13 protein-coding genes and 1 rRNA gene are annotated in these 18,153 nt (G+C 41.7%); 5 read left to right on the top strand and 9 right to left on the bottom strand.

Translation table 11 applies throughout. The features are described from left to right. Positions 1–598: ribosomal RNA gene (locus tag L1266_RS06625) — 16S ribosomal RNA — on the bottom strand; the annotation flags it as partial. A 575-nt stretch (positions 599–1,173) separates the two neighbouring features. Then, the gene (locus L1266_RS06630) at positions 1,174–2,031 is read right to left on the bottom strand and encodes a tetratricopeptide repeat protein (protein WP_138615828.1); all 858 of its coding nucleotides are present in this window, start codon (positions 2,029–2,031) and stop codon (positions 1,174–1,176) included. Between the two features lie 83 nt (positions 2,032–2,114). Here L1266_RS06630 and L1266_RS06635 point away from each other — a divergent pair, with 83 nt between their 5' ends. Continuing rightward, the gene (locus tag L1266_RS06635; RefSeq protein ID WP_138600420.1) at positions 2,115–3,428 is read left to right on the top strand and encodes a M20 metallopeptidase family protein; all 1,314 of its coding nucleotides are present in this window, start codon (positions 2,115–2,117) and stop codon (positions 3,426–3,428) included. Between the two features lies 1 nt (position 3,429). Here L1266_RS06635 and L1266_RS06640 read toward each other — a convergent pair whose 3' ends face one another. The 4 genes from L1266_RS06640 to pomA all read right to left on the bottom strand — a co-directional run bounded on the left by L1266_RS06640 (position 3,430) and on the right by pomA (position 7,708). Next, complete coding sequence (locus L1266_RS06640; protein ID WP_235377137.1) at positions 3,430–5,340, bottom strand: DNA topoisomerase III; 1,911 nt, start codon at positions 5,338–5,340, stop codon at positions 3,430–3,432. A gap of 66 nt (positions 5,341–5,406) precedes the next feature. After that, entirely contained in the window at positions 5,407–5,883 is a 477-nt protein-coding gene (locus L1266_RS06645) for a hypothetical protein (protein ID WP_138600416.1), read from the bottom strand. Between the two features lie 130 nt (positions 5,884–6,013). Beyond that, positions 6,014–6,937: a flagellar motor protein MotB gene (locus L1266_RS06650; RefSeq protein ID WP_054552563.1), complete on the bottom strand. Its 924-nt coding sequence runs from the start codon at positions 6,935–6,937 to the stop codon at positions 6,014–6,016. A 3-nt stretch (positions 6,938–6,940) separates the two neighbouring features. Beyond that, entirely contained in the window at positions 6,941–7,708 is a 768-nt protein-coding gene (pomA, locus tag L1266_RS06655; protein ID WP_054552564.1) for a flagellar motor protein PomA, read from the bottom strand. 272 nt (positions 7,709–7,980) lie between these two features. On the opposite strand from pomA, the gene xseB reads away from it, so the two are divergent. The 4 genes from xseB to L1266_RS06675 all read left to right on the top strand — a co-directional run bounded on the left by xseB (position 7,981) and on the right by L1266_RS06675 (position 13,454). Further along, a complete protein-coding gene (gene xseB / locus L1266_RS06660) occupies positions 7,981–8,223 on the top strand; it encodes an exodeoxyribonuclease VII small subunit (protein ID WP_054552565.1) in 243 nt (80 codons plus the stop codon). A gap of 4 nt (positions 8,224–8,227) precedes the next feature. Then, a complete protein-coding gene (gene ispA, locus L1266_RS06665; RefSeq protein WP_138615821.1) occupies positions 8,228–9,115 on the top strand; it encodes a (2E,6E)-farnesyl diphosphate synthase in 888 nt (295 codons plus the stop codon). Between the two features lie 88 nt (positions 9,116–9,203). Next, a complete protein-coding gene (dxs, locus tag L1266_RS06670) occupies positions 9,204–11,066 on the top strand; it encodes a 1-deoxy-D-xylulose-5-phosphate synthase (protein ID WP_194442882.1) in 1,863 nt (620 codons plus the stop codon). 285 nt (positions 11,067–11,351) lie between these two features. Further along, positions 11,352–13,454, top strand: coding sequence for a hypothetical protein (locus tag L1266_RS06675; RefSeq protein ID WP_442960595.1), 2,103 nt, complete (start codon positions 11,352–11,354; stop codon positions 13,452–13,454). Positions 13,455–13,558: 104 nt separating this feature from the next. On the opposite strand, the gene L1266_RS06680 is transcribed toward L1266_RS06675, so the two are convergent. Genes L1266_RS06680 through thiL form a run of 3 tightly spaced genes read right to left on the bottom strand, consistent with a single transcriptional unit; the run spans position 13,559 to position 18,135 of the window. Beyond that, on the bottom strand, positions 13,559–16,645 hold the full coding sequence (locus L1266_RS06680; protein ID WP_235377139.1) for a ligand-binding sensor domain-containing diguanylate cyclase: 3,087 nt from the start codon (positions 16,643–16,645) through the stop codon (positions 13,559–13,561). Positions 16,646–16,678: 33 nt separating this feature from the next. After that, on the bottom strand, positions 16,679–17,164 hold the full coding sequence (locus L1266_RS06685; protein WP_062566077.1) for a phosphatidylglycerophosphatase A family protein: 486 nt from the start codon (positions 17,162–17,164) through the stop codon (positions 16,679–16,681). After that, on the bottom strand, positions 17,161–18,135 hold the full coding sequence (thiL, locus tag L1266_RS06690; RefSeq protein WP_054552570.1) for a thiamine-phosphate kinase: 975 nt from the start codon (positions 18,133–18,135) through the stop codon (positions 17,161–17,163). Before thiL ends, L1266_RS06685 begins: the two co-directional genes overlap by 4 nt. Positions 18,136–18,153: the final 18 nt, after the last annotated feature.

Here is an 18,153-nt window from a genome sequence, read left to right on the forward strand (position 1 = left end):
TCGCTTAACAAACCGCCTGCGTACGCTTTACGCCCAGTAATTCCGATTAACGCTCGCACCCTCCGTATTACCGCGGCTGCTGGCACGGAGTTAGCCGGTGCTTCTTCTGTAAGTAACGTCACAGCTAAGTGCTATTAACACTTAACCTTTCCTCCTTACTGAAAGTGCTTTACAACCCGAAGGCCTTCTTCACACACGCGGCATGGCTGCATCAGGCTTGCGCCCATTGTGCAATATTCCCCACTGCTGCCTCCCGTAGGAGTCTGGGCCGTGTCTCAGTCCCAGTGTGGCTGATCATCCTCTCAAACCAGCTAGGGATCGTCGCCTTGGTGAGCCATTACCTCACCAACTAGCTAATCCCACTTGGGCTAATCTTATGGCGTGAGGCCCGAAGGTCCCCCACTTTGGTCCGTAGACATCATGCGGTATTAGCAGTCGTTTCCAACTGTTGTCCCCCACCATAAGGCATATTCCCAAGCATTACTCACCCGTCCGCCGCTCGTCATCTTCTAGCAAGCTAGAAATGTTACCGCTCGACTTGCATGTGTTAGGCCTGCCGCCAGCGTTCAATCTGAGCCATGATCAAACTCTTCAATTAAAAGTTTTTTGAAACCGAAGTTTCGTGCTCAATGAATTCTGTATAAATTGACTATATAGTCACTCATAAGAAATTGAGACTCTAAATTTGTTTGCTTCACTTAGTAAACTAAGCTTCGCTGTTAGAACTCAATCTGTACGAGTGCCCACACAGATGATTGCTTTATATTGTTAAAGAACGTTGCGACGTTGTCGCTAGGGATGCGTATAATACATCCTTAATTTTTCGAGTCAACACTTAATTTTAAACTTTCTTTTTAGACCGTTTTAAACCGAAGTTTTACTTAACTCTGTGTCACTTTGTTCAGCGCTTTTCATTGCTGCCCGCCGTGTCAGTGGATGCGCATTATAGGGAGATGGATTTTTAACGCAAGCACTTTTTGTAGAAAACTAATAAAAACTTACCTTTCGCGCAAAAAACAAGCTAAAGGCAGTAAAAAACACAGTTTACTGTACAAAATACAGCCAACTTTTCTCGAGAGGATCTTAAGTATTATCGATAATAGGTAATACGCAAGTTTTTAAATAAAAAAAGCGCCACTATTTTTAATGGCGCTTTTATCAATCAACTCTTAATTAGTACAAGATACTATATAACTTACGACGGTACTTAGATGCCAAGGCATCGCCATCAGGTAAAGAAGCGATAATTTCTAGATAGGTTGGTTTTGCATCTGCGTAGTTAAGATCTTTTTTAAGTACATTAAATAACATCTCTAGTGCTTCTTCTTTACGACCCGCGCTATTAAGAGCATTACTTAGTTCTACTTTTATCTCTAAATCATTTGGGTATTTTTCAACTTTATCCTGCAGTGCTTTTATCTCTGGCGAATCAGTGGCAGCTAATGCTTGTTCACATTTTGCTTGAATATTTGTGAAATACGCATCACGTTCGTTTTCTGCAACCGAATCTAATAATGCTTGTGCATCTTCTAATTTATGAATTTGAATACAGATATCAGCTAAAACTAACTTTACACGTGTGTGATTTGGATCAAGTTCATAAGCCTGCTTTGCATAGTTAAAGGCATTATTTAGATCTTGATTAATTAACGCTTGCTTAGCTTGCTCTAATAATAACTCGTGTTGAGCTGGTAAATGTTTAGCTAGCGCATCGCGAATTTGCTGTTCTGTTTGAGCACCGGGTAACATATCGACAGGTGCTGAATCTTTTAACATCACAAGCGTTGGTAATGCTTGTAAACCAATTTGCTGCGCAAGTTGCCCTGCAAGAGCTTGCTCAACATCGCAATCTAATGTCGCTACTAATAAATGCTCACCATACTCATTTGCTATTTTCTCTAAAATTGCAGCTTGCTGATGGCACTCTGGGTTTTGTGCAGAGTAAAAAGTAAGTAGCACTAGCTTTTCAGCTGACGTTTCACCCAATGCTTGCTGCAAATTTTGTGGGGTAAGGTTTATCATATTATTCATTTGATTGATTGCACTATATAAGTATTTAGGTTTTTATATAGTGGCAAACATAACAATTACAAGCCCAACGGGTCGAGGTCATTATGAAATTATCTGCTATTTCTGCAGCTTTATTACTTCTTAGTCCATTCGCACAAGCAACAACGCTCGATTTAAACCTTCAAAAGACTATGCCTGAAATTGAAAAGCTCTATTTAGACTTACATCAATCTCCTGAGCTGTCTTACCATGAAAAAGAAACGGGCCAAAAGCTTGCAAAGCAATTAAAACAACTGGGCTTTACTGTTACAGATAATGTAGGTGGTTATGGCGTTGTTGGTATTTATGAAAACGGTGATGGCCCTACAGTAATGATCCGCACTGATACTGATGGACTACCAATTGTTGAGCAAACTGGAAAACCTTACGCTTCTAAAGTGACTGTAACAAATGATGCTGGTGCAACCGTTGGCGTAATGCATGGTTGTGGTCATGATATTCACATGAGCTCATTTATTGGCACAGCACAACAGTTAATGACACATAAAGATCAGTGGCAAGGTACGTTAATGATGGTCGCACAACCTGCAGAGGAAGTTGGCGGTGGTGCAAAAGCAATGCTTAAAGAAGGGCTTTTCACTAAGTACCCTACTCCAGATCATGTTATTGGTTTGCATGTAAGTGCAAGTGTTCCTGCTGGTAAAGTTAGCATGAAAACTGAATATACAATGGCAAGTGTTGACTCTGTTGATATTACAGTAAAGGGCAAAGGCGGTCACGGTGCCTATCCACACACAACGATAGACCCAGTTGTGATTGCTTCACGTATTGTATTGGCACTGCAAACTATTACTAGTCGCGAATTGTCACCACTCGAGCCGTCAGTGATCACCGTTGGCTCAATTCATGGAGGCTCTAAACACAATGTCATTTCAGATGAAGTAAAACTACAACTTACATTGCGTAGCTATAACCCTGAAGTTCGTTTACAACAAATCGCGGCAATTAAACGAATTACTAAAGGCATCGCATTAAGTGCTGGGCTTGACGAAAGCTTAGCACCAGAAGTCTATGTGCATGAAGATGAGTCAATTCCTTCAACTTATAACAATCCTGCACAAACCAATGTAGTGCGATCAGCAATTGCTAACGCTATTGGTGAAGACAATGTACTTGAAACTGAAGCTGTAATGGCCGGTGAAGACTTTGGCCTTTATGGCCGTACAGAACAAAATGTGCCGATTACTTTGTTTTGGTTAGGCGGTGTTGAACCGAGTCAATATGACTCAGCAATGCAATCTGGCGCAACATTACCTTCTTTACACTCAAGTAAGTTTGCACCTGATTACAAAAAAGCACTTCCTACTGGAATTACAGCAATGAGTAACGCCGCGGTTGCCCTATTCAACAAAAAGTAGTTTAGGCTGACTTAGCTCTGGGCTTAGCTTTTCTTTTAAAACGTCGCTTTTGCGGCGTTTTTGGTAACTGGGCAAAGACTTGGCTATCGCAATGCTTGGCTTGCTCAACTAAAGCATGTAACTCTTCCAACAATGGTGTTAAAAATTGCTGATAACTCATATGCTGTTCAGCGATATTACCTAACGATGCTTCCCACTTAGCGGTTAAGTCAGGGCTAGCAAGCTGTTCTGGTAATGTACTTATGAGTGCTTTACCTGTTGCGGTAGCCAAAATGTTTTTACCCTGCCGCTCTAAAAAACGGCGTTTAAATAAAAGCTCAAGAATACCGGCTCGCGTAGCTTCAGTACCAAGACCATCTGTTTCCTTAAGGATCTTTTTAATTTCTGGGTCTTTCACATACCGACTGATGCCTGTCATGGCACTTAATAAGCTCGCATCAGTAAAATGCGCTGGCGGTGTCGTCATTTTGTCTACTACTTCACCTTGATTGCAATGCAGCTGTTGACCTTTTTCAAGTGGTGGTAAGGTTTGCTCATCTTTTAACTCTGTTTTGCCCATTAATATTTTAAAGCCTAAGCTAACATCTTGCTTAGCTGCTGCTTTAAAAAGCCCACCCGCAATTTCAACCGTTATTTTGGTTTCGTTAAATAGATAATCTGGATAAAATTGGATTAAATAATGACGACAGATCAAGCGATAGATTTTTTGTTCATCACTATTTAAGGACGCTGAGCGAAGTTGTTTTTCGGTTGGAACAATAGCGTGGTGAGCTGCCACTTTGCTGTCATTAAAACATTTACTACGCTTACTGCTATCAGCTTGCTTACAAGCTTCAATTGCTTGACCTTCATTATTAGCGATGGCGGCAATAATACTCGCGGCATCTTTATGATGATCTTTTGGTAAATAGCGATTATCTGAACGAGGGTACGTAATTAACTTATGACGCTCATACAAGTTTTGGCAGGTATCTAGCACTTTTTGTGCAGGCATTGAAAACGCCTTTGCCGCATCAATCTGTAAAGCGGATAAATTATAAGGTAGCGGTGCCTGTTGTTTTTTTTGCTTTTGCTCAAGCTCAACCACTTTAGCTGGTTGATTAGTTATACGTGACACAACATTTTCAGCAAGCCCCCTATGCAATACTCGCCCTTCTTCATCTTGATAAGGTTCACATGCTTTACTTGGTTGCCACTTTGCAGCAAATGTTTGCTGCTGCTGAGTTTCAAGGTGAGCTAATACTTCATAAAAAGGTTTCGCTACAAAGTGAGTGATTTCATTATCACGATTAACGACTAAACCTAAAATAGGCGTTTGAACACGCCCAACAGATAGCACATTGCCAAATCCAGCTTTTTGCCCAGCAAGCGTATAGGCTCGAGTTAAATTCATGCCAAATAACCAATCGGCACGTGATCGAGCTAAGGCAGACACACTCAAAGGAATAAAATCGCGGTTCGATTTCAAATTATTTAGTGCTTTTTTAACTGCACTTAAGTTTAAGTCGCTGATCAAGAGTCGTTGAATTTGCTGTTTTTTGGCTTGGCTAAGTTTAACCTGTTCGATCACTTCATCAACCAATAGCTGGCCTTCCCTATCAGGGTCGCCAGCATGAATTATTGTACTTGCCTGCTTAATGAGCTTTTTTAGTACAGTAAGTTGTTTGCGTGTTTTTGCTTTAGGTTTTAATTGCCATTGTTCTGGCACGATAGGTAAATGCTCAAATCGCCATTTTTTAAAACTTGCATCGTAATCATCGGGCTCTGCTTGCTCAAGTAAATGACCAATACACCAAGAAACACAATCTCCATTACCAAGCTCTATATAACCATCATGTTTTTTTTGTGGTTTTGGTAGAGCATCTGCAATGGCTCGTGCCAAGGATGGTTTTTCGGCAATGTAAAGTTTCATAACGCAACACTAAATACTGTTTTTATAAACAGTAGTCTAGCACAGGATTTTTAACGATGAAACGCCTTAAGCTTGCTGGCTTCGTCGAGTAAAAAGATAGATAAGTGGTAGGTAACATACGACCACAGTACCAATATTGATTAGCGGTAGCAGGGTCTTATACATGTAAGTGCTGTAAGACAAATCCCAAAGGTGGCGGTCAACTAAACGGAACAATTGCAAAATAGGCGCCATTATCACAACCAACTGCCCTAAAACACTTTGCCATAAGTAGACTTTATCTTTAATACCTAAGTAAGCAATGATTGCCATCCAAGCAATATCATTAAAAGCCCAAACGACATAGCGCCAAATATAAATGTCATCAAATTCACGTAAGCCGCTATGAATTAAGGTACCGTATAAAAAGAAACATGCAGTTATTACGGTAAAGTGGAATGCCTGCCAATCTTTGCGGAGGTAGAAAACGAAAATAGCAGGGCTCAGAATGAACACCCAGCTATTATTCAAAATTGAGATGGTATATACAAACCAATCAGGCAAAATTAACTAACCTTAATCTGTTTTACCATCATCGTCGCCACTACCATTACCAGGCATGTAGCTATATTTATCAACTTTTTTCATTTTTATTCTCTATTACATTTGTTAATGAGACTTAACTTTAATTGATTTACTGCCTTACATCAATAGGTTCAGATTCGTGTGCTTTACCTTGCATAATAGAGATTTCAACACGGCGATTTCGCTTGCGATCTTCGTCGGTTACATTCGGTACTAGAGGCCTCGTTTCTGCGTGGCCGACTACCATCATACGGGACTTATCAAACCCTGGCGCTTTTTCCATTTCACTGGCAACTGCCACCGCACGTTTTGATGATAAATCCCAATTATTAGTATAAAGCTCATTCGATACTTGGAAGTCATCAGTGTGACCTGACACGGTTATTTCACCCGGCACATCTTTTAACAGCGTAGCAATATCACGAATAATAGGTTTAAATTTTGGCTGTAAAAAAGCACTACCCGATGGGAATGAACCATTCTCACGAATGCGAATAATAATTTGCTGGCCTAATGACTCGAGCTCAATCGCACCATCCATAATTTGCTGTTCTAGTTGCTGAGCAATTTTCTTCACAAGTTCATTTGTTTGTTCTTGATCAGCCGCAGAAATTGACTGTTCTAAAGCTTGTTGCTGAGCCGTACTTTGCGATTCACCACCACGTTTATTACCGCGCTGTTCTTGTCGACCACCGGCGGAGCTTTCGTCGCCAGCCTGAAACTCAAGCATTTGTTGTGTCATCTCAACGGTTTGTTGCTGAATCGTTTCAATAGGTGTTGGCTCAGGTTTGCCTGGAGTAAACTCCATGGCAATAACAGAGGTTCCTTTTGGAATATCTTTTACTTCAATTTTATTTTGTACACCAAAAGCAAACTTCATAGAGCCAGCAATTTGCTTAAACTTCAGCACGTCCATTTCAGAGAAAGCAAGCAAGAGTACAAAGAAGCACATTAATAATGACATTAAATCCGCGAAGGTACCCATCCATGCAGGCAAGCCTGGTGGAGGACATTTGCACTCTTCATCTGACATGCTCTACTCCTCGGTATCAACTTTACGTTTTGATTCGGCTAAGTAGTTTTTCAAAATACCTTCAATTACTTTCGGGTTCTGACCGTCTTGAATACCTAGCACCGCGTCAAGAATTAAGCGTTGATTGAGGGCTTCTTCGTCTTTACGCAGTTCTAGTTTTACCTGAATTGGAATAGCGACAACATTTGCTAAGAAAGCACCATAGAGAGTTGTTAAAAGGGCAACTGCCATTGCTGGGCCGATTGCCTTTGGGTCATCCATGTTTGATAACATAGCAACCAGACCGATTAGCGTACCGATCATACCCATTGCAGGAGCAATATCGGCAAGTGATTTGAATAAACCAGCACCGAGTTCATGACGGTTAGCAGTAAGAGAAATATCTTTTTGCAGCGTGGCGCGAACGACATCAGCATCATGACCATCCACTAACATATCGACCCCTTTACGCATAAAACCGTTGGGGATTTCAGCTTCTTCTAATGCTAAGAAGCCACCTTTACGTGCAGAATCAGCTAATTCTACTGCTTTTTCAATTAATTCTTCCGGAGATTCGATTTTGAACATAAAAGCTTTTGCTGCCACTTTACCTATGCCCAAAAATTGCCCCATGGTGAAATTTGATAATACAATAAAAATCGAACCACCAAATACAATGACCACCGAAGGCGTGTTGTAAAACATTGCAACTTGGCCATCACTACTTAACACCATCGACATAGCAATTAAGCCTATGGCACCAAGAATACCTATTATGGTTGCTAAATCCACATACCCCTCCAGAGGAACAATTACACGATACACTCAAGTATCAAATTTTTATTATTAACTGCTTATCGGCAAGCAGTTGAAATACTTAAATCATTAAATGAATTAATTTTATTTTAATGTAAGATTTTTAAGCTACAAGTTTAAGCTGTATTTAAAATCGTAAAAATAGCATACTAAAAATGAATTATGCGTAAAAAAACACATCATTCTTTGACCTAGTTTAGCATTCCCCCTAAAATTGGCCTCACTTTCTAACAGCTATCGAGGCCACAATGGCAACAAAGAAACCAGAAAACTTAAGCTTTGAAGAAGCACTGGATGAATTATCTCAAATTGTTGCACAAATGGAGCAAGGTGAATTGTCACTGGAACAATCACTAAAACAATTTGAACGCGGCATTGCGCTAGCAAACGCTTCGTCTGGTAAGTTACAACAAGCCGAACAAAAAGTTGCCATTTTAATGGGTAACGATAGCCAAGCGCCTCTTAGCAATTTTGATTCAAACTTGGACTAATTAAGTGCAATTAAAAGAACAATTACAACGCGCTCGTGAAGACGTTGAAGCACATTTAAATCGCTATTTTGAACAGCCACTTAATACCGAAAAAAACATCAAAGAAGCCACCCACTACGGTGTTCTAAATGGTGGTAAACGCTTACGTCCTTACCTTGTATATGCAACGGGCCGGATGATGGGCGCGGACAAGGCCGATCTTGATATTCTTGCCGCCGCTATTGAGTGTATTCATAGCTATTCTTTAGTTCATGATGACTTACCAGCAATGGATGATGATGACTTAAGACGTGGCCGCCCTACCTGTCATATTGTCTATGGCGAAGCACAAGCCATACTCGCAGGTGATGCCTTACAAACACTGGCATTTGATTTAATTGCCAATCATCAATTTGCTGTTTCTGCGAGCCAGCAAGTAAAAATGATTGCCTCATTAAGCAAAGCCTCAGGTATTGAAGGTATGGTAGGTGGGCAAGCACTGGATATTGAAGCGACCGATAAAGAAATTACAGTTGCTCAGCTAGAGCGCATTCATCAGCTAAAAACGGGTGCCTTGCTTAATTGTGCAATTACACTCGGTGCATTGAGTGCAAAAAGCTGTGATGAACATACACTCGCGCAATTAAACCTATTCGGTCAAGCAATTGGGCTGGCCTTTCAGGTACAAGACGATATCCTTGATGTAGAAGCTGATACTGAAACATTAGGTAAGCCACAGGGTTCCGATGTTGCTGCAAACAAAGCAACCTACCCTGCTTTATTAGGGATGGCAGGCGCAAAGCAAAAAGCACAAGATTTGCTGGCTCAAGCCCATCAAGCTCTTGAGGCTATTGATTACGACACCAGCGAATTGGCGAGTCTTGCAAGCTATATTGTTGAACGCAATTATTAATACCTAAAAAGAAAGACAAAATAACTAAAAAATCGGAGCGGCAATGGGCTATAATGCACTCTGGTTAGCGAAGGATGTATAAAAAATCATGACACTTGATAGTAGCAAGTATCCATTATTAAGTTTGGTTGACGAACCAGCACAACTGCGTGATTTAGCGCAAGACAAGTTACCTGCGTTTAGTAAAGAGTTACGCGAATACCTACTTAACTCAGTTTCGCAAAGTAGTGGTCATCTAGCATCAGGTTTAGGCACTGTTGAGTTAACAGTTGCACTGCATTATGTTTATAACACTCCTGAAGATCGTTTAGTTTGGGATGTGGGTCATCAAGCATACCCGCATAAAATCTTAACGGGTCGTCGTGACCAAATGCATACTATTCGTCAAAAAGACGGTTTACACCCATTCCCATTCCGTGAAGAAAGCCCATACGATACTTTCAGTGTTGGTCATTCGAGCACCTCAATTTCAGCAGCCTTAGGTATGGCCATTGCTGCAGAAAAAGAAGGTAAAGATCGTAAAACTGTTGCTGTTATTGGCGATGGTGCGATCACTGCTGGTATGGCATTTGAAGCAATGAATCACATGGGTGATGTTAATCCTAACGTGTTAATTATCTTAAACGACAATGAAATGTCGATTTCAGAAAACGTGGGGGCACTCAATAACCACTTTGCCCGAATTTTATCTGGTAGCTTCTACACCAATATTCGTGAAGGCAGTAAAAAGCTCCTTTCTGGTTTACCGCCTGTGAAAGAACTTGCTAGCCGCATGGAAGAGCACCTAAAAGGAATGGTCATTCCGGGTACGTTCTTTGAAGAGTTAGGCCTAAATTACATCGGCCCAATCGATGGTCATGATGTAAATATGTTGGTTGATACCTTACGTAATATGCGTAACCTTAAAGGCCCACAGTTACTACATATTAAAACGCAAAAAGGTAAAGGTTATAAGCCTGCTGAAGCGGATCCAATTGGCTACCACGGCGTACCAAAATTTGATCCGAGCATGTCGAAATTACCAAAATCAAAACCGGGTGCTGCCACATTCTCAAATGTGTTTGGTGACTGGTTATGCGATATGGCAGCCCAAGACGACAAGCTAATGGCAATTACCCCTGCGATGCGTGAAGGCTCAGGGATGGTACGTTTTTCTAAAGAGTACCCAGCGCAATACTTTGATGTAGCAATTGCTGAGCAACATGCTGTAACGCTTGCAGCTGGTCTTGCTTGTGAAGGGTTGAAGCCTGTTGTTGCTATTTATTCAAGCTTTTTACAACGTGCGTACGACCAACTTATCCACGATGTAGCATTACAAAACTTACCTGTTCTATTTGCTATTGACCGTGCCGGTATTGTTGGTGCTGATGGTGAAACTCACCAAGGCGCCTATGACTTAAGCTTTATGCGCTGTATTCCTAATATGATTATCATGGCGCCTAGCGACACTAACGAGTGCCGCCAAATGCTTTACACTGGCTACCAATGCAATCAACCTGTTGCTGTTCGTTACCCACGTGGTAGTGCCGGCAATTGTGATGTTGAATCAACAATGAGTGCGATTGAAATCGGTAAAGCGCGTAGTATCAAACAAGGTAGTAAAGTGGCCATCTTGTCGTTCGGTACGCTGCTAGAGAGCGCCAAAGTAGCCGCAGATGAGCTTAATGCAACAGTGATTGATATGCGCTTTATCAAACCACTTGATACTGAAGCTATTAATGAGCTAATTAGTAGCCATGATGTCATTGTTACTTTAGAAGACAATGCCATTGCAGGCGGTGCGGGTTCTGCTGTGAATGAATATTTGGCTGCAATCAAAGCCGATGTGACTATCTTAAATTTAGGTATTCCAGATGAGTTCATTAAGCATGGCACACAAGATGAAATGCACGCTGAGATGGGCCTAGATGCCAATGGCATCTTAACTCGCATTAAAGAGTTCATGGCTTAAAAACTATACGCAATTCATTAAAAAGGAGTCTCATGGCTCCTTTTTTATTATTTAAAACCATACACATAAAAAATAACTTACCTATTTTCTATTTTCTTGCATCCAATATCTTTAGCTAGCCGTTTATTCATTGAGGTTAACTCGTGAGCACGTATTTTGTCGTTAAACAATACAGGTTGTTTGTTCACATTTGATGGAATATTTAAAAGGTATAGACAAATGAATACGATTAAAAGTAAAGCTATTAAAGATCAACAACTCGCTAATTCAAAACTATCTAAGGTCATGTTTTCTGCCATTGCTCTTGCTGTAATGCTGGGTATTACAGGGTGTGATGGAGATGATGGTAAAGATGGTGCTATGGGAGCTCAAGGTGCAGCAGGGCAAGACGGTACTAATGGTGTCGATGGCCAAAATGGCGCTGACGGTCAAAATGGCGCTGATGGTATGAATGGTAACGATGGCGCTCCTGGCTTCGCATCAGCAACATTTATATTAGCGAACAATGGCTCTGATAATGCGGGCACTATCAACCTCATTGATCAAAATGCCGCTAAACTCACAACATTTAATACTGGTGCTAATGAAGGTGTTGTTTTCGATAGCTTAGGTAATTTAGTGCAAGCTGCTGATTCAGGAAATGGAGCACTAAGTACCGTATGCCAAGTGTTAAGCCGTGCAGATGGCATGTACACCAATAATATTGATCGTACATTAACTGGCACAAACACCACACTTGTAAATCCGAAGGGCATACATATCTCTAATAAATATGGTCTTGTTTTTATTGCTGATTTTAATGCTATGCAAGTAACTGTATTTGGTAAAGAAGCTGCAGGTGATGTAGCACCATTAGCAACAACGGTAACCGATGCAACACCATGGGATCTTACGTACGATGAAAATAATGATCGTCTTTACGTCGCACTAACTAATGGTGATGTTGCTGTTTACGACAGTTATGTAATGGGTGGTTTTGCTGCAACACCAACTCGAACCATTACACCAAGTGATGAAACTGGTACAAAAATCTCAGTCAATATTCATGGTATTGCTTTAGATATGACTAGTAACAAGCTTGTGCTGTCTGATGTAGGTAGTGCATCTGATGCAACAGATGGTGCACTCTTTGTAATTTCAAATGCTGCTCAAGCAGATGGTATGGTAGCGGTTGACCGTCATATAGCAGGCCCAATGTCTATGCTCGGTAACCCTGTGGATATAAGTCTTACTGGCAGCGACTTGCGTGTGGCTGAAAAATCAAATGATGCAGTTTTAGTATTTAGTAATATATTTGCAGGCGAAAGTGGTGATGTATCACCAGATCTCATCACGCCAACAACAAAACCTGAATCAATAACAGAAACCGTTATGCATAATAATATGCAAGATAGCTCTGATAGTATTATGGTTAACATGCCCCTGCTCGGTGTAGCTGTAAGTAGTAACCCAGGAACAGTAGGTCCAACAACAGGTCAAATTAGTCGTTTAAACGCACCTTTAACAGCCGAACTGGCAACGTATAATGCAAATCAAACAATTGAAAGTGTGGCTTTTGATAAGTCTGGCACTAGCTACGCAACATTTGATGATGCAGTTACATCGATGGGTGGTATCGTTATTTCAAACAAGGTTGCAACACAGCGTAACGGCGAAAGTTACGCAACCAACCAAGATAGAACAATCATGGGAGCAAGTACTGGTATTATCTCACCAAAAGGTATTGATATAGCTTCAGATACAGGCATGATTTTTGTTGCTGAATTTAATGCAACAACGCCTGGTGTTCTCATTTTCTCTAGCTGCGCAACAGGTGATGTAAGCCCATTAATGACCCTAACACCCAGTGCTAGTGCACGCCCTTGGGATGTAGACTATGATCCATCAACTGACAGGGCATTTGTTGCACTTACCAATGGCACAATTGCTGTTTTTGATGAAGTGAAAAGCAAGTGGATGTCAGGTATGACTACCATTACAGGTGAAGATCGTTTAATTACCCCTGCATCGGGCGGCACTGCATTTGCTGCACCAACCAATATTCATGGTATTGATTACGACCCATTAAGTGACTCACTAATAGTTTCTGATGTTGGCTCTGCAGCCGATGCCACCGACGGGAAAATTTATGTAATTAATAGTGCTGCTATGGCCAGTGGTTTAACCAATGTAAGTGTAAATATCGCAGGTCCTGCAAGCCAATTAGGTAACCCTGTCGATATTATGTATACGGGTAATGATTTATATGTTGCCGAAAAATCAAATGGCCTAGTTATGCGCTTTGATAATATTTTAAATAGTCCTAGCGGTGACATTGCAGCAACGGTGAGCTACTCCTTTACCGCCCCAGAGTCTGTGGCTGTTTTACCAGCTTGGCTTAATCACTAACCATCAAAAGGTGTTTAGGTAACGAACGCCTCTATTGGCCTCCAATGCCTTATCTAGCCCTAGGTAAGGCATTTTTTATATCTGCTCACTTAGTTTAGAGAGTATTAACGCATCCAAATTTTAATATCGGCTAAGCCATTGGCTTGCAGTGCGCTGAGCTGCTGATCAACATTGTTGCTTTGCTCGAACTCAAAGGCATCTAATTGCTCATCAAAGGTAATGTTTGCTACACCATCGCCACCGCGCTTTTTAACTTGATGCAGTGCGATATCGGCAAGGTTAACTGAGGTTTCCCAACCAATAACTTGGCCACCCAGTAAAGGTAATGGATAAAAAGACCAACCAATCGACGCAGTGATAGTGGTCGACTGCCCATTCGGTAATCTAAATGGGTTTGCTGCAATTGCTTCACATAAATCGGCCACATAAATGTCTATTGCTGTGCGTTTGAAATCACGTAGTAAGAGTAAAAACTCATCACCACTCCAACGCGCAACATAGTCAGAACCTTGAGTACGGCTATTCAACAAAGTCGCCATTTGCTGTAAACAGCTATCGCCTGCAAGTGGGCCATACGCATCATTAATGCGGCTGAAGTTATCAAAGTTTATTATTAATAGCACTAGCGACTTACCCTGCGCTTGCAATGACTGTGAGTTACGCTGGAAGTGTTCGATATCTTTAGGGAGCTGATCAAACAAGAAGCGACGGCTACGTAAGCCTGTAAGCTCATCTGAGTGACTAACTAGCTTAAGCTGTGAGTTCACTTGGTTAAGCTTATCGTTAGCTTCTCGAAGCTCTACGGTACGTTCTGTTACTAAGCTTTCAAGCGCTAATTGCTTACGTTTCTCTTGCGCTCTAAATACCCAAAACACGAGGTAGAACAGTAAAATAAAGCTGCTGGTGATCAAGAGTCTAAAATAAATAGTCTCATCAAAACGACGCGGCACTACAAAGCTGTACTCGGTACGACGTGCTTTTTGCCAATCTTCACCACGACGCTTTGCTTCAAGTTGGAACAAAAACGACCCCGGCGGTAAGTTGGTATAGATTGCCTCACGACGAGTATTGGCATAACGCCAGTCACTGTCTAAGCCACTTAAACGATAACGGAACTCGATACTTGAAGGGGCATAATAATCAATCGCGGTATATTTTAACGTTACATCGCGTTCATCAATTTGTAGCTCAGGCTTATTACCTAAAGTTGCGGTACTTAAATGACGAAGCGGCGTGATCAAGCTTTCAATGCGAGGCTTAAGTGCTTGTACACCAAACAGCTCAACGCTCTTTGGTATTTCTACCACACCTTGCAGACTTGGGTACCAAATAGAGTTGCCTGTGTCTGCTACAGCATCATGGCCAAGGCCTGCACAACATTGACTGGCTTTACCATCAAGTTGACGGTCAAACGATGAGATCACTTGTTCTACTTTTAAACTTTCGATATCAGTACCAAACTGCTCTACAGGCATACGGTATACGCCTTTCATAGTACTGACCCAAATACGTTTTAATTGCTTGTCGTAAACTAGACTGAAAATAGAGCCATACGGTAGACCATCGGTGGCATCTAACTGACGCCACTGCCCTTTGGTACTGCGATAAAATAAGCCATCGTTAAGTGAACCAATTAATATTCCCACTCCTTCGATATTCAAAATACTGGTGACGTAAGCACTTTCTAAACTAGTTTGGTCGCCAATTTTTTCAATCCCGCGATCGGTAAAGTAATAAGCCCCTTTACTGGTACCTATTAAGCCAAAATTCTGCTCATCATGAACATAAGTAATAAATTTGCTGCTTAAGAAGGCATTGTATGCAAAAGGTGTTAAACCACCATAACTTAAGCGGTACATACCGCGGCCAGTACCGAGCCAAAATCCACCTTTGCTAGAACGGCTTATTGCAAATACTGGGTTATCGCGCAGCGCTCGCCCAGGCACCGTATACAAGTTTTGGTTTTCGTAATAAAACACACCGCGGCCTGTTGCGATGTACAAACGGTCACCGTCAAATTGTAAGTCATGCACTGCTGCTCGACCAAACTGGTTACTCGGAATTTGATTTACAAAATTCTTGTTGTAATCGAAGTAACCAACACCACTGCGGTTAGCCACCCATAATTTGCCATCAGGTGCTTGGCTAATTGCCATCACCGCTTCGGTCATATTTGAGATAGCTGAGTGACGTTCAATACGCCCTTCGTGAGCAAGCCATAAGCCTTCACTGAAGCTTGCCAGCCAAATGTTATTTTGATTGTCACGGAAAATATCGGCAAACCAAATGCTTTGATCGAGCTGGCTAGGTTCAACCCATTGCCAATCTCCTGAATTATTACGGAATAATAAGCGTCCATAAGTAGAGATCCATAGCGCGCCATCGGAGTCGCTCATAAACTTATAAACGGCAGAGTTACTGGCATTTGGCAGTGGGAATGGACGCAGCTCGTCATCTAAATCAAGAAAGTAGGCACCAAGCTCTGAGGCAAGATACAAGTTACCTTCAAGCCACGCCATGTCATGAATAATGGTTTGCGCTAATCGTTCAGGTAGTGAAACCTTGGCAGTCAGCTCTAATCGTAATTTCGCAAAATCAGAAGAGGTATTAGTTAAACGCAATAAGTGACGCTCATTAACCAGCCAAATGCCTTCTGGCGACAATGCCATTTGACTCACTGAGCCCACAATTTGCGTAATAGCAGTGGCATTAGATACCGGCACGATTAGTGCGGAATTTTGATTGAGTGTGACTTGATTTCGAGCAACATAATAGAGGCCGTTGGCTGCAATCCAGATACTGCCTTTGGAGTCTTCAAGAATATCGCGCACCGGACCTTTAACGTTAAAGGTTTGCGACATCATGGTTTTAGGATCAAGTGTTACTAAACCATTTTTGGTACCAACCCAAAGTAACCCTGTGCTATCGACTAGTAATTTATTGATACCATTACTTGGCAGGAAGTCGCTGTTTTGCGTATTGAAGTTAGTGAACGTATTACCATCAAAGCGGCTTAAGCCAAACTGAGTACCCAGCCACATATAGCCTTGCTCATCTTGAGCAATACTTTTTAATGATTGCGATGGCAAGCCATTTTGGATGTTCCACTGTTTGACGACATAGTCAGTAATAGATGCAAACGCAGGCATGCTGCAAAGCATCAACAAACAGACAACTAGAAATCGCATCATATACTTGCCACCAAGTAACACTTAACTCATCGTTTAAAAAGGCAAATAGCCTGCTTTAAACAAGGCTTGAACACAAATTAATGAAAAAATACCTGCTAAAATATCATCAGCCATGATGCCCAAGCCCCCGTGTAAACGTCTATCTAAAATTCTGATAGGACCTGGTTTAGCGATATCAAAAAAGCGGAACAATAAAAAACCAACCAACAGTGACTGCCAACTCAGTGCAGCACCAATCATGGTGATATAATAACCAGCAACTTCATCCCAAACAATGGCTGGATGATCATGCACCCCTAAGTCATCTGCTGTTTTACCACATGCCCAAATACCAAACACGCTGATCACGACAGCAAATACAATTTGTAACCAAAGCGGAAAATACATTGTGGTGAAAATAAATGGCAAGGCAGCAAAGGTACCAAAGGTGCCTGGCGCTTTAGGGGCAAGGCCTAAGCCAAAACCCAGACCAAAAAATTGGTGTGGGCGTTTTAAATTGAATAAACGGTTACTGCTCAAACCGGCTCCTTTGTAAAGTGCTGAAAGCCTTTTCCTTGGTAGTTAAACTTTTCGCCGTCAAGCAATAGCTCAATCTCACCTTCGCCACTTTTAATTTGACCTACACAGCTTGCTTCTACACCATATTGGCGCAGTTTCATATCAACCATGCTTTTATTGCTTTCTGGCACAGTAAACAGCAACTCATAGTCGTCACCGTAATTTAAGATATAGTCAAATTGCTCAGCACGTGGAATCGACGAATTTAATGCATCAGAAACAGGCACTTTATCAACATTGATCACCGCACTAACTTGCGATAGCGCTAAAATATGGCCTAAATCAGCTAATAAGCCATCGGAGATATCAATTGCTGAAGAGGCTGCGCCTCGCAAAACTTGCCCCGCTGCTACACGTGGCGTCGGATAATCAAAACGATTATTTAAATAGCTTAAGTGTTCAGGGGCGATATCGAGGCCTTGTTTACGGGCTTCAATGGCTACACCAGCATCTCCTAATGGACCTGTTACATAAATCCAATCGCCCACTTTAGCACCGCTACGGCGCAGTGCTTTGCCTTCAGGCACGATGCCTTTAGCACAAATCGTAATAGTTAAAGGACCTTGAGTGGTATCACCACCAATGATTTGCACATTGAAGTACTCTGCAATTTCATGCATGCCTTCAGTGAACTCTTCAAGCCACTCTATATTTGCTTCAGGCAAAGTTAGGCCTACCGAAATCCACGTAGGTTCAGCGCCCATTGCCGCAAGATCACTTAAGTTAACAGCTAAAGCTCGATGCCCAAGAGCACGCGCAGAGATGTCATCAAAAAAGTGTACGCCCGCAACTAAAGTATCTGTTGTTACCGCCAATTGACAGTTTTCAGGCACAGTTACTAAGGCACAATCGTCACCAATACCTAGGTTCACATCACGGCGAATAATGCCACGGCCCTTAAAGTAACGATTGATTAATTCAAATTCCTTCATACACAAAAAAGCCGGCCC

It is taken from the genome of Pseudoalteromonas sp. Cn5-37, assembly GCF_021532495.1.
Lineage (GTDB): Bacteria > Pseudomonadota > Gammaproteobacteria > Enterobacterales > Alteromonadaceae > Pseudoalteromonas > Pseudoalteromonas simplex.

Excerpts from the sequence above, each read along its gene's own strand:
- L1266_RS06630 (WP_138615828.1), bottom strand. The coding sequence starts at position 2,031 with ATGAATAATATGATAAACCTTACCCCACAAAATTTGCAGCAAGCATTG.
- L1266_RS06635 (WP_138600420.1), top strand. The coding sequence starts at position 2,115 with ATGAAATTATCTGCTATTTCTGCAGCTTTATTACTTCTTAGTCCATTC.
- L1266_RS06640 (WP_235377137.1), bottom strand. The coding sequence starts at position 5,340 with ATGAAACTTTACATTGCCGAAAAACCATCCTTGGCACGAGCCATTGCA.
- L1266_RS06650 (WP_054552563.1), bottom strand. The coding sequence starts at position 6,937 with ATGTCAGATGAAGAGTGCAAATGTCCTCCACCAGGCTTGCCTGCATGG.
- xseB (WP_054552565.1), top strand. The coding sequence starts at position 7,981 with ATGGCAACAAAGAAACCAGAAAACTTAAGCTTTGAAGAAGCACTGGAT.
- dxs (WP_194442882.1), top strand. The coding sequence starts at position 9,204 with ATGACACTTGATAGTAGCAAGTATCCATTATTAAGTTTGGTTGACGAA.
- L1266_RS06675 (WP_442960595.1), top strand. The coding sequence starts at position 11,352 with ATGTTTTCTGCCATTGCTCTTGCTGTAATGCTGGGTATTACAGGGTGT.
- L1266_RS06680 (WP_235377139.1), bottom strand. The coding sequence starts at position 16,645 with ATGATGCGATTTCTAGTTGTCTGTTTGTTGATGCTTTGCAGCATGCCT.
- thiL (WP_054552570.1), bottom strand. The coding sequence starts at position 18,135 with ATGAAGGAATTTGAATTAATCAATCGTTACTTTAAGGGCCGTGGCATT.